We start from the raw sequence: 13,061 nt of genomic DNA on the forward strand, positions 1-13,061 counted from the left end.
TGTCCGATCAGTTTGTTGCCGACGCTGGAGCAATCCCCTTGGCGTGCTTGTCCACCATCTTGCGCAATGTCGACGGAATCACGCCGCCCGCGCGCAACAGCTCGACCTCCAGCTGGGTTTCGACCGCGGCTGTCGCCTCCAGTCGCTCCACGTTCCCGTCCGCTCGGTGAAGCAGCACGGCGACCGCTCCGCGCGGCGCGATCGCTGCAGGGTCGGCATCGACTTCCAGCCGGTCTCCTGCCTTGAGCTTCACCGTGAACGGTGTCGTTCCTGCCGGCAGGCGCAAAGGAAGCACCCCCATGCCGATCAAGTTCGAGCGGTGGATCCTCTCGAAGCTGTTCGCAAGCACAGCCCGGATTCCCAGGAGCCGCTGGCCCTTGGCGGCCCAGTCTCTGGAAGAGCCTGTTCCATACCGCTCGCCCGCCACCAGAACCACGGATTCACCGGCTGCCTTGTAGCGCTGGGCGGCATCCCACAGCGGCATGACATCGCCGCTCGGAACGTGCAGCGTGTGCGCGACCGGCGCACCGGGGGCCAGCAGGTTCGTGAGCGTCTTGCTGTGGAAGGCGGCCCGCACCATCACCTCCCAGTTGCCACGGCGCGATGCAAACACGTTCAGATCGTTCCGGTCGTCGCCGCACGCCACCAGGAAGTCGGCGACCAGGCTATCGCGCGGAATGGCGCTCGCCGGTGAAATGTGATCCGTCGTGATGTCGTCGCCGACCACCAGCAGTGGGAACGCCTTGTAGTGGCCAAGCAGGCTGCCTTCGCTCAGGGCCGCGAAGGGCGGGCGCCGCAGGGCAGTCGATGCGGGGTTCCATGGATACAACTCGGTATCTGGCGCCTGCAGCCCGTGCCAGAGCGGATTGCCGGTCGCGATGGCAAATGCGCGCTGGTAGTCCGCCGGATCCTGAGAGCGCTGAAACAGCTCCTCGATCTCTTCGCTGGTCGGCCAAAGATCTTTCAGGTGCACCGGGCGTCCATCGGTGGTCGTTTGCACCGGATCGACCGTCAAGTCGCGTTCTGCATCGCCTGCCAGCCCGAATGCAATCACCAGCGGCGGCGACATCAGGAAGCCCAGGTCCAGATCCGGATGCACACGGCCCGGAAAATTGCGGTTGCCCGACAACGCCGCGACGGGGTGGATGGTGCCTCTGGCCATCGAGTCCTGGATCACTTCGGGCAGCTGGCCCGAGTTGCCGATGCACGTGGTGCAGCCGTAGCCCACGATGTCGAAGCCCACTGCCGCCAGGTCTTGCGTGAGTCCGGCGCGCTCAAGGTAGGACGCCGCCGCCGGCGAACCCGGCCCCATCGACGTCTTGACCCATGGCGGCACTTTCAGGCCCAGGGCCCGTGCCTTGCGGGCAACCAGGCCCGCTGCGATCAGCAGACGCGGGTCGGAGGTGTTGGTACAGCTTGTGATGGCGGCGATCGCTACCGGGTGCCGCGGCATCACGTCGTCCGCGACTGCCGGCAGAAAGTTCAGTGCCGCGAGCGTTGCCCTTGTCTCCCCGAAGCCGAGCAGGTCCTGCGGCCGGCGTGGGCCTGCCACGTGCATGCCGACCGCGTCGAGGTCGATGTGGATGGCCCGCGTGTAGTTCGCCTCGCAGGTCGGGTCGAACCACAGTCCGACCGCCTGCGTGAGCGCTTTCACTTTGTCAATGTGCGTCGATGAGCGACCGGTGGCCTTCAGGTAGTCCAGGGTGTGTTGGTCGACCGGAAAGAACCCGGTCGTGGCGCCGTATTCCGGCGCCATGTTGGCGACGACGCTGCGGTCTCCTGCGGTGAGGGTGCTGACACCTGGGCCGTAGAACTCGACGAACTCGCCGGAGACGCCGATGGCGCGCAGGCGCTGCGTCACCGTGAGGGCCAGGTCCGTCGCCAGCACGCCCGGCTGGAGCTTGCCCGTCAAACGCACTCCGATCACATCGGGAATGCGCAGCATCGTCGGCATCCCGAACATGACGGTTTGCGCCTCGAGGCCGCCGACACCCCAACCGAGCACGCCGATGCCATTGACCATGGGCGTGTGGCTGTCGGTCCCGATCATCATGTCCGGCACGAGCCAGGCCGCACCGTTGCGCTCCTCAGTCGTGACGACCGTCGCCAGTTGCTCCAGGTTGATCGTGTGCATGATCCCGGTCCCCGGCGGGTTGATGCGAACACCGCGCAGCACCTTGGAAGCCCAGCGCAGGAACGAATACCGCTCGGCGTTGCGCCGTATCTCGTACGCCATGTTCAGTTCGGGCGCGTCGTGGCGCGCGAATGCTTCGACTGCCAGTGAGTGATCGACCGAGACATCCACCGGCAGGCTCGAATTGAGCACTGAGGGATCCACACCGGCTTCGGCCAGGGTGCTTCGCATGGCCGCCAGGTCCACAAGCGCTGGGGTACTGGTCGTGTCGTGCATGAGCACGCGACCTGGCTGGAACGCAATCTCCGCGTCGCTGGTGCGCGTCTCGGTCCATGCCAGCAGCGCCGCCACAGCAGACGCTTTCTCAGAGCCTTCCATATTGCGCGCGACGTTTTCCAGCAAGAGCCTGAGGACCACGGGCAACTCGCTCAGCTTCGTGCCGCACAACGTCTTCAGGTCGACAGCGCTGTAGCTGTTGTCGGCGACGGCAACTTGCCGCACCGGAGTCGCATCAGTGTTTTCCATGAGCTTATTTTGCATTTCTAACACCTAAAATGCAATTCAGTGCAAACCCTCAGCTGCCGTTAGCTGTCGTGCATCTCGCAACACCCAAGGATCCTCATGTACGCCTATGTAGGCAGCCGAACCACCCGTGAGCGCAACGCAAGAGGCGACGGCATCAGCATCTTCACGGTCGATACCGAGCGCGGCACGCTGGCACTGGTGGACGTCGTCGGGGATCTGGTCAATCCATCGTTCCTGGCCATGAGCCGATCTGGGGAGTTCCTCTACACGGTGCACGGTGACCAAAGCGAAGCGAGCGCCTTCAAGGTCGACCGAAACACGGGTCTGCTCACTCTCATCAACCGGGAGAGCACGCAGGGGAAAAATCCTGTGCACTTGGCACTGGATCCCGCAGGGCGTTACCTGGTGGTGTCCAACCACATCGGTGCCAGCCTGGCCGTGCTGCCGGTGAACGAAGACGGGTCGCTCGGCGCACTGGTGCAACTCGTCGCGCTCGAAGGCCCGATCGGGCCGCACCGGGTAGAGCAGAAGCAGTCCAAGCCACATTTCAATCCCTTCGATCCGACCGGACGCTTCGTGGTCGTCCCGGACAAGGGCCTGGACCGGGTGTTCGTTTTCCGGTTCGAGCAGGGACGCCTGACGCCGGCATCAGTGCCATTCGTCGGCACGCGTGAAACGTCGGGGCCGCGCCATCTGTCGTTCCATCCCAACTCACCGTTCGCTTACGTCGTGAACGAACTGGATTCCACCGTCACGGCCTACCGCGTCACCGAGGAGACTGGTGCGCTCACCCCGTTCCAGATCGTCTCCGCCCTGCCGGAGAGCTATACGGGCAACAGCCGCGCCTCGGAGTTGCAGATCGATGCGCAGGGACGCTTCCTGTACGCGTCGAACCGCGGCTACGACAGCATCGCCGTCTTCCGCATCGACCCGAAGAGCGCTGGCCTGAAGTTCATCGAGGCCGCACCCACACTGGGGAAGACGCCGCGCTTCATCGCCCCGACTCCCGACGGTCGCTTCATGTTTGCCCTTAACGAGGACAGCGACTCCATCGTGACACTGGCCATCGACCCCGAAGCCGGAACGCTCAAGCCGACGGGCGCTTCAGTGGGCTGCGGCAGCCCGGTCTGCATGGTGTTCTCCGCATGAGCCATGCGATGCAAGGAACCAGCTTTCAGCGCCACCGCGATCAGCGTGTGGCACCTCTCAAACGCCAAGGAAATCAAATGCATTCGATTCGACGCCGTGCGCTGCTTTGCGCCATCGCGGGAATGGCCACGCTGCCGCTGCCCACTCTCGCGCAAGACTATCCCAGCCGCCCCATCACCATCGTCGTTTCCTTCTCTGCTGGAGGCGGCGTCGACGCCATGGCGCGCCTGGTGGCAGAGAAGCTGCGCGTATCGCTGAAGCAATCCGTCGTCGTCGACAACAAACCGGGCGCGAGCGGCATGCTTGGTGCAGGGTATGTCGCGAAGGCGAACCCCGACGGCTACACGCTGCTGCTCGGATCGGCGGGTGAGACGGCGATCAATCCCCTCGTCTACAAGGGAAAGATGCAGTACTCGCCCGAGAAGGACCTGGCGGCGATCACTGCGGTCACTCGCGTGCCCAACGTGCTCGTGGCAAATCCGACGTTCCCGGCCAAGACCGTGGCGGAACTCGTGGCCTATGCCAAGAAGAACCCTGGCAAGGTGACCTACGCGACCAGCGGTGTCGGCAACCCTCAGCATCTCAACGGCGAGCTGCTTCAATCGCTGGCCGGCATCCAGATGCAGCACGTGCCGTACAAGGGCGCTTCGAATCAGCTGGTCGACGTAGCGTCTGGCACCGTCGACGTCACCTTCGTGAGCCTCGCCGGCGCGACGCCCTTCATCAAGGGCAGCAGGGTGAAGGCGTTGGCGGTGACTTCTGCCAAGCGTGCGAGCTTTGCGCCGGACATCCCGGCGATTGCCGAGTTCGCACCGACGGCCGCCTACGACCTGGACAACTGGTTTGGTCTTTTTGCACCCGCAAAGACGCCGCCTGCCGTGCAAGCGCGACTCAACGAAGCGGTCACAGCCGCCCTGCGGGACCCAGACTTGATCAAGCGATTGCGCGAGCAAGGCGGCGAACCCATGCCGCTCTCGCAAACCCAGTTCCGCGACTTCATCAAGAACGAATCCGTCAAGTACGCGCGCATCGTCGACAGCGCAAAGATCGTCGCGGAATAGTCCTTTCACAAGCCCACAGGAGACCTTCATGAAATCCACTTTCACGTCAAATCGCCGCGCCTTGCTCGCCGCCTCCATCATGACCATGCTGCTCGGCTTCGCAGCGGCGCCCGCCGCCGCGCAGGCGCCCCTCGATCTCAAGATCATGGCTCCGGCCGGGCCGGGTGGCGGCTGGGACAGCGCGTCGCGCTCGCTGCAGCAGGTGCTCACCGCCACCGGCGCCGCCAAGAACGTACAGGTCGTCAATGTCCCGGGCGCCGGCGGCACCGTCGGCCTGGCGCAGTTCGTCAACAACGCCAAGGGCGACGGCAGCCAGTTGATGGTGATGGGTATCACGATGGTGGGCGCGGTTCTCACCAACAAGTCGCCGGTTGGCCTCGACGCTGTCACGCCTATCGCACGGATGACCGGCGATCCGCTGGTGGTCGTCGTTCCCGCGAATTCGCCCCACAAATCGCTGAAGGATCTCGCCGCGGCCGTGAAGGCGGACACCTCCAAGGTCGTCTGGGCCGGCGGGTCGGCCGGCGGCGCGGACCACATCCTGGCCGGGCTCATTGCCAAACAGGCCGGCGGCGAAGCGGCCAAGCTGAACTATGTGCCTTTCTCGGGCGGTGGTGAGGCGCTTGCCGAAATGCTGGGAGGTCGCGTCACCGCCGGGATCTCGGGCTACAACGAATTCGAAAGCCAGATCAAGGCCGGCAAGTTGCGGGCCCTCGGCGTGTCGACGGCCAAGCGTATTGATGGGGTCGATGTGCCAACCCTCAAGGAGCAAGGCATCGACGTCGAAGTCGTCAACTGGCGCGGCGTCGTCGCCGGTCCGGCGATCACCGCGCCGCAGAAGGCAGCACTCGTGGCGGCCGTCAACAAGGCGCTGAAGTCGCCTGAATGGGCCAAGATTTCGAAGGCCCGCGGCTGGGACGATGCTTACCTCGACGCGGATGCTTTCGGCGCATTCCTCAAGTCCGACCAGCAGCGCGTGAAAGAAGTGCTGACCTCCATTGGCTTGGTGAAATGAGCGAGTCGGAAGTCAATGGCCCGGGATGGCACGCGCTGGCCACGGTGGCGGTCGTGCTGTTCGGGCTCGCCGCGGTGATCGGCTATGACGTGACGCTCATGGCGCCTGCACAGGCGGTGGGCGTCGGGCCGACAGCCGCCATGCGAATGGTCGCGGTCCTGCTGATCGTGCTCGGCCTGGCGCACGTTGTTGCAGCCCTGCGCGTGCGTGCTTCGCTGCACGGAAAGGAGACGTCGGAGCTCGATGAGGTGCTCACCAATCGAGCGGCGCTGGGCTGGGTGTTTGGCGGCCTGATCGGCATGATCCTGATCCTTCAGTTCGGTGGCGGCTTCATCGTCGGCTCGACCTGGCTCTTCGCCGCGACCGCACGAGCATTCGGGCAGCCGATCCGGATCAAGTCGCCTGCCATCGGTTTCGTGCTCGCAGCGCTCGTGTATGCCTTCTTCACCAAGGCGTTGTCCTTGTCGTTGCCGGCTGGGCCGCTCGAGCGACTGCTCCTCAGCTAAAGGCACGACATGGAAGTTTTCACGCTCTTGGGGCAGGGCCTGTTGATCGCCATCCAGCCGACAAACCTGCTCTTCGCAGGCATCGGCGTACTGCTCGGTACGCTGGTCGGCATCTTGCCGGGCATCAGCCCGTCGCTGACGGTGGCACTGCTGTTGCCCATCACCTTCAAGCTGGATCCGACGGGTTCCATCATCATGTTCGCCGGCATTTATTTCGGCGGCATGTACGGCAGCTCGACGACCGCGATCCTGCTCAACACGCCGGGCGAGGCGGCATCGATCGCGACCGCGATCGAGGGCCACAAGATGGCGAAGGCCGGACGTGGCGGCCCCGCTCTCGCCACCGCCGCCATCGGGTCCTTCGTCGCTGGCCTGGTCGCGACCATCGGAATCTCCGTGCTCGCGCCCTGGCTGGTCGACTTCGCGGTGCAATTCGGTCCGTGGGACTACTTCGCGCTCATGGTGCTGGCCTTCGTCACCGTGTCGGCGACCTTCGGTGACTCGGTGCTGCGCGGCATAACGAGCCTGGCCCTCGGCCTGGTGCTGGGGCTCGTCGGCATCGACAAGCTCACCGGACAGTCGCGCCTTGCATTCGGAGTCCCCGCGCTACTAGACGGCGTGTCGATCACGACACTGGCCGTAGGCCTGTTCGCGATGGGAGAGACGCTTTACATCGCTTCGCGCTTCACTGGCGTGCAAGAGAAGATCGAGGCGGTACGCGGCTCGCTGTGGATGACGAAGGAAGACTGGAAACGCTCCTGGAAGCCCTGGCTGCGCGGCATCGGACTGGGATTTCCCATCGGCGCGCTGCCCGCGGGGGGCGCTGAGGTGCCGACACTCCTGTCGTACACGCTCGAACGAAAGCTCGCCGTCAAGCCCGAGGAGTTCGGCAAGGGTGCGATCGAAGGCGTCGCCGGCCCCGAAGCGGCGAACAACGCGGCGGCCACCGGCACGCTGGTGCCGCTCCTGGCACTCGGCCTTCCGACCTCTGCGACGGCGGCCATGATGCTCGCCGGCTTCCAGCAATACGGACTTGTGCCGGGGCCGCTGCTCTTCGTCACGAACGCCGACCTGGTCTGGGGCCTGATTGCCAGCTTCTTCATCGGCAACCTGATGCTGCTGGTGCTCAACCTGCCGCTCGTGGGTCTGTGGGTTCGACTGCTGAAGGTGCCGCAGCCGTGGCTCTATGCTGGGATCCTGGTCTTCGCGGTGATGGGTACGCTGGCAGCAAATCCGTCCACGGTCGAACTCGTCATGCTCGTGACCTTCGGCATCTGCGGCTACCTGATGCGCTGCTGGGACTATCCGGTGGCTCCGATGATCGTTGGACTCATCCTGGGCCCGATGGCCGAGAGCCAGTTCAGGCGTGCATTGCAAATCAGCCTCGGGGACAGCTTGGTGTTCTTCAAGCACGCGGGTTCGGCGACCCTGCTGGCGCTTGCATTGCTGGCTCTGGTCGCGCCGCTCATCTTCAAGGGACTGAAGCGGTTCAAGGGCGACGACGCCTGAACGGAAACAGCAAAGTTCACTTCGGGCTGCCTTGCCAGAAACCCGCCACGGCCAATCGCGTCTGCCTCCCGTTCTTCGACTGACCAAGGACCTCGAATGGACAGCACGCGCAACCCCGCCCTGCCCGAGGTCTCGGCAATCGACTCGAGGTGAGCTGAATCTATCGATGTCCGCTTCGGTCCTGTATAGCCGACATACATCCTCGCGCCCCGAAAGGCAGCAGTGGCCCTTCGCGTCCTTCGACTTCGAGACCTGAACTTCGGCTTCGCAGTGCGAAAGCAGTCCTCCGGCTCCGCAAACCCGGATGACTGCAATCGCCCGCCCTTCGGACATTCATGAATTTTCAACGCTGGAACTTCCAATCCAACCTTGATCGTGGCACGCTCATCCGATGCGGCCACTTCGGTATTCCATCAACATCACATTGGACGGATGCTGCGATCATCGTGTAGTGATTGCGGATGAGGAGTTGCATCGTCACGCGGCCGAGAACCTCGCGCAGGCCGATGCCCTCATCTTTGGCCGGAGCACCTACGAGATGATGGAGGCCGCATGGCGGCCTGAAGCATACCGCCACGGCCAGGCACAAGATGGTCAGCACGCGCCAGGGCGCGACGCCCGCCTGCTGGCCGGGCATCACCTGCGCCGAAGAAGAGTCCTTCGCCGCACCGTCGCGCGGTTCGTCATCGCGAGCAGTTGCCAGCCACTCATTGCGCCACCTTGAAGCCCGAGGCCTTCACCACGGGCGTCCAGTAGCTGCGCTCCTCGTCCATGGTGCGGCTCAGTTCGACGCTGCCCAGCCCGGTGCCCTCCAAGCCCACATGGTCCAGGCGCTTCTTGACGCTGTCGGTCTTCATCGCGGCGATAAAGGCCGCTTCCAGCTTCTGCACAGCGGCCTTGGGCGTGCCGGCCGGCACATAGGCGCCGTAGGCGGTCACGGCCTTGTCGAAGGCCGCGAAGCCGGCCTCCTTGGCCGTCGGCACATCGGGCAGCCAAGCGGTGCGCTGTGTCCCCGTCACGGCCAGGATGCGCAGCTTGCCCGAGCGGTGCAGCTCCAGCTGGCTGGCCAGGGCGTCGGCGCCCAGCGGAATGTGGCCTCCCATGATGTCGGTGGCCAGCGGGGCACCGCCCTTGTAGGTCACGGGCTGCAGGTCCACGCCGGTTTCCTGCGCCATCTTCAGCACGGCGAAGTGCAGGGTGCCGCCCAAGTTGGCCAAGCCCACGTTGGCCTGGGCCGGGTTGGACTTGACCCACTGCACATACTCGGGCAGCGTCTTGTAGGGCGTGCCCGGCCCGGTGGACAGGGCGCTGCGCACGTTGGCCAGATGGGCAACCGGGACGAAGTCCTTCTGTGGCTCGTAGCTCAGCTGCGCAAAGGTCATGGGAAAGAGCACGAAGGCCGGCGTGTGCGCCAGCAGGACGGTGCGGCCATCCGGCTTGGCGTTCTTGACGGTGCCGATGGCAATCTGCGTTGAGGCGCCGGGCTTGTTCTCCACCAGCACCGGGGCCTTGAGCGCGAGCCTCATCTCTTCGGCCACCGAGCGAGCCAGTACGTCCAGTGGGCCGCCAGCCGGGAAGCCCAGCACCAGCTTGTAGGGCGTGCCTTCGTCGTTGGCATGGGCGGGCAGCAGCATGCAGGCGGCGGCCAGGGCCACCAGGAGGGAAGAGATGGGGAAGCGCATAGGAATGGGGCCTGGAATGGAGAAAGAGATGGATGCGGACCGGATCAGTCCGCGATGAGGGGCAGCGGCCGGCTAGGTGTGTGCGCGGCCATGAACTGCGTAGCTGCCTGCAGCAGGGGCAGGTCTTGTTTGAAGCGGCCCACCAGCTGCAGGCCGATGGGCAGGCCGTCGCTGGCCGCGCCGTTGGGCAGGCTAATGGCCGGGTGGCCCGTCAGGTTGAAGGGCATGGTCCAAGGGAACCAGTTGGGCCGCACCTCGGGGTAGCACTGGCCGTCGATCTGCAGCGTGCCGAACAGGTCCTGGTCAATCGGCAGTGCGGTGCGCATCAGCGTGGGCGTGAACAAAAAGTCGGCCTGCTCGAACAGCTGCTGCACATGCCTGAACAGACGCGTGCGCTGGAACATGGCCTGCTGGAAGGCCACGCCGTCCACATGCTCGACCAGGGCCAGCTGCTGCAGCAACGAAGGGCTCAGCCGGTCCGCATGCTGCTCGGCCAGCGGGCGGAAGCGGCCATTCCAGCTGGTGTGGTTAACCACGCGCCAGATGCCCTCCACATCGAAGTCCGCGCCATCGAAGGGCTGCAGTTGGGCGCCCAGGCTTTCCAGCGTGCCCAGGGCTCGTTCGAACTCGGTGCGCACATCGGCCGCCAGCGGCCGGCCCGGCAGGCTCGCGCAGTACAGCACGCGCTGGCCGCGCAGGGGCTGTGCCGCTTGCGCGAGCTGTTCCAGGTAGGACGGCTGTTCGAAGCCCAGCGACCAGGGATCGCTCGCATGCGCGCCGGCCATGGCCTGCATCATGAGCGCGGTGTCGGGCACGTCGCGCGTGGTGGGCGTCACATAGGTGTAGTTGCCGAAGGCATCCTGCACCTGGCTATGCGGGACCACGCCCAGGCTCTGCTTCAGGCCTACCACGCCATTGCAGGCAGCCGGGATGCGGGTGGAGCCGCCACCATCGGTGGCGATGGCCAGGGCCGTCACGCCGGCGGCCACCGAGGCCGCGGCACCGCCGCTGGAGCCGCCCGAGGTCCGCGTGGCATCCCAGGCGTTGGCGGTGCTGCCGAACAGCGGTGCATCCGTCAGGCACTTGGCGCCGAACTCGGAGCTGGTGGTCTTGCCGATCACGATGGCGCCGGCCGCCTTCAGCCGCGCGACCGCGACGGCGTCTTGCTGCGGCAAATGGTCTTCATACAGCAGCGAGCCGTAAGTGGTGCGCAGGCCCGCGGTGTCGACGATGTCCTTGACCGAGACCGGCAGGCCGTGCAGCAGGCCCAGCGGCTCGCCGCGCATCAGCGCCGCTTCGGCCTCGCGGGCATGCTGCAGGGCTTCTTCATGGCACAGCGTGACGAAGCAGTTCAGCCGCGACTGCACGGCATCCGCGCGGGCCAGCGTCGCTTGCATGAGCTCTACTGGTGAGAGTTCGCGCCGTGCGATCAAGCCGCGCAAGGTCATGGCCGACAGGGCATGCAGCGGGGCGTTGCTGGATGACGATGTTTCTATCATGGGCTGATCATCGAGAGCGCCCCCGGGCCTGTCCAATATTCTTTGCCCGGCCAGACATACCGGATTCGTATGAGTCAAACTGCCCTCCGAGGCCTTCGCTATTTCGTCGCCGTAGCGGAAGAGCGCAGCATGGGCCGCGCCGCGCGCAGGCTGCACATGGCTCAGCCACCGCTGTCCACGCAGATTAAGAACCTGGAAACCCTGCTGGGCACGCCCCTGTTCCGGCGCGGGCCACGCGGGATGGAGATCACAGAGGCTGGTCAGGCGCTCTACGTGCGCACCAAGGAAGCGCTGCTCCTGGCCGACGAGGGCGTGGATGCCGCCATGGCCATCGGGCAGGGCCGGCGCGGGCGCCTCACCGTGGGCACCATGGTGGTGCTTTCCTACCCCCTGCTGCCCGGCATAGCCGAAGCGATGCGCCACCAGATGCCCGAAGTCGAGGTGCAGTATGTCGAGGCCGACCAGCGACCGGGCGGCACCAGCGAGCTCAAACTTCCGGCTCGGTCCTGCCGGTCGAATCGAGCACAGCGAACTGGCGCTGGCTGTCCCAATCACGTCAGCGGCGCCGATGGCCTGCATTGCAAGCGCGAACAGTGGCGCGCTCGAGGCCATCGCGAAGGCCGCACTCGTGGCGATGAATGCGGCCAAGCCGTCGAGAAAGAGCCGGCTGCGTCTCCATAGGTCAGCGAGTCGGCCTAAGCTCAGGAAACACGGAGCCGACGAGCATGTACGACAGCAGGATCCACGAAGCGTGGGGCTTCGATGCGCCGAGATCCTTCCTGAGCTGCGGCAATACCACGTTGAGTGCGCTGTTGCCGAAGAAGCAGAGCATCACGCCAAGCCCCGCGGCCGCCAGCACGGGCCAGCCGTCGCGGTCGGCTTCTATGTCGGGGTTCGCTCCGACCGGGGCCCATCTCACTTCTTGGCCTGCTGCGAGTCGGCCTCGCCGAAGTTGGCCATCATCGCGGTCCATCGAGCGATGTCAGACTTGACGAAGTCCATCGTCTCTGCCGGCGGGCTCGGTTGGATCAGCAAGCCGATCTCTTTCATATCAGCCTGGATCTGTGGCGCCTTCAGGACCTCCCCCAGTGTCTTTGAAAGCGTGTTCACGATGTCGGGCGGCAGGTTGGCAGGCCCCAGCAGTGCAAACCAGTTCGAGATGCCAAGCTCGGGCATGCCGAGCTCGTGCACTGTCGGTACGCCGGGCAGTGATGGCGAGCGCGTCTGGGAAGTCACGGCAATGGCCGTCATCTTTCCGGCTTGCACGTTCGGTAACACCAGCGGCAGCGTCACGGCCGTGATGTTCAGGTCTCCGCGCATCAGGTCGATCATCACGTCGGGTTGCCCGCGGTAGCTGACGTGCGTGAGAGCAATGCCTTGCTGCTTCTTGAGCAGTTCGAGTGTGAAGAAGGGAGTGGTCCCGGTGCCCGGCGATCCGTAATTGAAGTGCGCAGCCTCAGCTTTCGCAGACTTGACGAAGTCGCGCAGGTCACGTGACGGGGTCTTGGGAGGGACCACAAAGGCCTGCGGGATGGTGCCGATCATCCCAATCGCGCTGAAGCCAGTCATCGGGCTCCAGGTCGAGGCCGTCGCGCCGGGCGGCACCATCGTCGTCGGTCCACTTGCGAGCACCAGGGTGTAGCCGTCTGCCTTGGCGCGAGAGGCATAGGAATAGCCAATGCTGCCTGCCGCGCCTGTGCGGTTCTCAACCACAAAGGCGGTTTTGAGGCGATCGGACATGCCTTGTGCGATTCGCCTCGCGATGACGTCAACGATGCCGCCTGCGGGAAACGCCGAGACGATTGTCACAGGCCGGTCCGGATAGGTGGCGGCGCCTGCTGATTGCAATGGCGCCATCGCAAGGGCCAAGGTCGCGAAGGCCGCGCCTGCGACGAGCGAGCGCCGTAGCGGGAACAGCGCGGGAACCTCAAGGTCGAGGCAGGAAGATGATTTGGTCATGATCGGGCGAAAGGATGGAATG

At 65.0% G+C, this 13,061-nt stretch carries 12 protein-coding genes; 7 read left to right on the plus strand and 5 right to left on the minus strand.

The features are described 5' to 3' along the window. Window positions 1-7: 7 nt before the first annotated feature. A complete protein-coding gene (acnA, locus tag ACSQ89_RS35725; protein ID WP_436295618.1) occupies window positions 8-2,659 on the minus strand; it encodes an aconitate hydratase AcnA in 2,652 nt (883 codons plus the stop codon). 96 nt (window positions 2,660-2,755) lie between these two features. Between acnA and ACSQ89_RS35730 the strand changes: the two genes are divergently transcribed. The 6 genes from ACSQ89_RS35730 (at window position 2,756) to ACSQ89_RS35755 (ending at window position 8,623) form a co-directional block, all read left to right on the plus strand. Then, window positions 2,756-3,808, plus strand: coding sequence for a lactonase family protein (locus ACSQ89_RS35730; RefSeq protein WP_436295599.1), 1,053 nt, complete (start codon window positions 2,756-2,758; stop codon window positions 3,806-3,808). A gap of 77 nt (window positions 3,809-3,885) precedes the next feature. After that, window positions 3,886-4,869: a Bug family tripartite tricarboxylate transporter substrate binding protein gene (locus ACSQ89_RS35735; RefSeq protein ID WP_436295600.1), complete on the plus strand. Its 984-nt coding sequence runs from the start codon at window positions 3,886-3,888 to the stop codon at window positions 4,867-4,869. Window positions 4,870-4,948: 79 nt separating this feature from the next. Then, window positions 4,949-5,884, plus strand: a complete 936-nt coding sequence (locus tag ACSQ89_RS35740) for a Bug family tripartite tricarboxylate transporter substrate binding protein (protein ID WP_436296944.1) — start codon at window positions 4,949-4,951, stop codon at window positions 5,882-5,884. Between the two features lie 44 nt (window positions 5,885-5,928). Further along, a complete protein-coding gene (locus tag ACSQ89_RS35745; protein WP_436295602.1) occupies window positions 5,929-6,390 on the plus strand; it encodes a tripartite tricarboxylate transporter TctB family protein in 462 nt (153 codons plus the stop codon). Between the two features lie 9 nt (window positions 6,391-6,399). Then, window positions 6,400-7,899, plus strand: coding sequence for a tripartite tricarboxylate transporter permease (locus ACSQ89_RS35750; protein WP_436295603.1), 1,500 nt, complete (start codon window positions 6,400-6,402; stop codon window positions 7,897-7,899). 451 nt (window positions 7,900-8,350) lie between these two features. Continuing rightward, window positions 8,351-8,623, plus strand: a complete 273-nt coding sequence (locus ACSQ89_RS35755; RefSeq protein WP_436296945.1) for a hypothetical protein — start codon at window positions 8,351-8,353, stop codon at window positions 8,621-8,623. Here ACSQ89_RS35755 and ACSQ89_RS35760 read toward each other — a convergent pair. Continuing rightward, window positions 8,607-9,581 (minus strand): tripartite tricarboxylate transporter substrate-binding protein, encoded by a 975-nt coding sequence (locus ACSQ89_RS35760; RefSeq protein WP_436295605.1) that lies wholly within the window; start codon window positions 9,579-9,581, stop codon window positions 8,607-8,609. The two genes, ACSQ89_RS35755 and ACSQ89_RS35760, sit on opposite strands and share 17 nt — an antisense overlap. Before the next feature lie 44 nt (window positions 9,582-9,625). Beyond that, window positions 9,626-11,080, minus strand: a complete 1,455-nt coding sequence (locus ACSQ89_RS35765) for an amidase (RefSeq protein ID WP_436295606.1) — start codon at window positions 11,078-11,080, stop codon at window positions 9,626-9,628. A gap of 69 nt (window positions 11,081-11,149) precedes the next feature. On the opposite strand from ACSQ89_RS35765, the gene ACSQ89_RS35770 reads away from it, so the two are divergent. Further along, the gene (locus tag ACSQ89_RS35770; RefSeq protein WP_436295607.1) at window positions 11,150-11,761 is read left to right on the plus strand and encodes a LysR family transcriptional regulator; all 612 of its coding nucleotides are present in this window, start codon (window positions 11,150-11,152) and stop codon (window positions 11,759-11,761) included. A 1-nt stretch (window position 11,762) separates the two neighbouring features. Here ACSQ89_RS35770 and ACSQ89_RS35775 read toward each other — a convergent pair whose 3' ends face one another. After that, window positions 11,763-11,999: a hypothetical protein gene (locus ACSQ89_RS35775; RefSeq protein WP_436295608.1), complete on the minus strand. Its 237-nt coding sequence runs from the start codon at window positions 11,997-11,999 to the stop codon at window positions 11,763-11,765. Further along, a complete protein-coding gene (locus ACSQ89_RS35780; protein ID WP_436295609.1) occupies window positions 11,996-13,039 on the minus strand; it encodes a Bug family tripartite tricarboxylate transporter substrate binding protein in 1,044 nt (347 codons plus the stop codon). Before ACSQ89_RS35780 ends, ACSQ89_RS35775 begins: the two co-directional genes overlap by 4 nt. Between the last annotated feature and the right edge of the window lie 22 nt (window positions 13,040-13,061).

It is taken from the genome of Variovorax sp. LjRoot175 (assembly GCF_964253805.1).
GTDB lineage: Bacteria > Pseudomonadota > Gammaproteobacteria > Burkholderiales > Burkholderiaceae_C > Variovorax.

Excerpts from the sequence above, each read along its gene's own strand:
- ACSQ89_RS35750 (WP_436295603.1), top strand. The coding sequence starts at position 6,400 with ATGGAAGTTTTCACGCTCTTGGGGCAGGGCCTGTTGATCGCCATCCAG.
- ACSQ89_RS35765 (WP_436295606.1), bottom strand. The coding sequence starts at position 11,080 with ATGATAGAAACATCGTCATCCAGCAACGCCCCGCTGCATGCCCTGTCG.
- ACSQ89_RS35740 (WP_436296944.1), top strand. The coding sequence starts at position 4,949 with ATGACCATGCTGCTCGGCTTCGCAGCGGCGCCCGCCGCCGCGCAGGCG.
- ACSQ89_RS35770 (WP_436295607.1), top strand. The coding sequence starts at position 11,150 with ATGAGTCAAACTGCCCTCCGAGGCCTTCGCTATTTCGTCGCCGTAGCG.
- acnA (WP_436295618.1), bottom strand. The coding sequence starts at position 2,659 with ATGGAAAACACTGATGCGACTCCGGTGCGGCAAGTTGCCGTCGCCGAC.
- ACSQ89_RS35760 (WP_436295605.1), bottom strand. The coding sequence starts at position 9,581 with ATGCGCTTCCCCATCTCTTCCCTCCTGGTGGCCCTGGCCGCCGCCTGC.
- ACSQ89_RS35780 (WP_436295609.1), bottom strand. The coding sequence starts at position 13,039 with ATGACCAAATCATCTTCCTGCCTCGACCTTGAGGTTCCCGCGCTGTTC.
- ACSQ89_RS35735 (WP_436295600.1), top strand. The coding sequence starts at position 3,886 with ATGCATTCGATTCGACGCCGTGCGCTGCTTTGCGCCATCGCGGGAATG.
- ACSQ89_RS35730 (WP_436295599.1), top strand. The coding sequence starts at position 2,756 with ATGTACGCCTATGTAGGCAGCCGAACCACCCGTGAGCGCAACGCAAGA.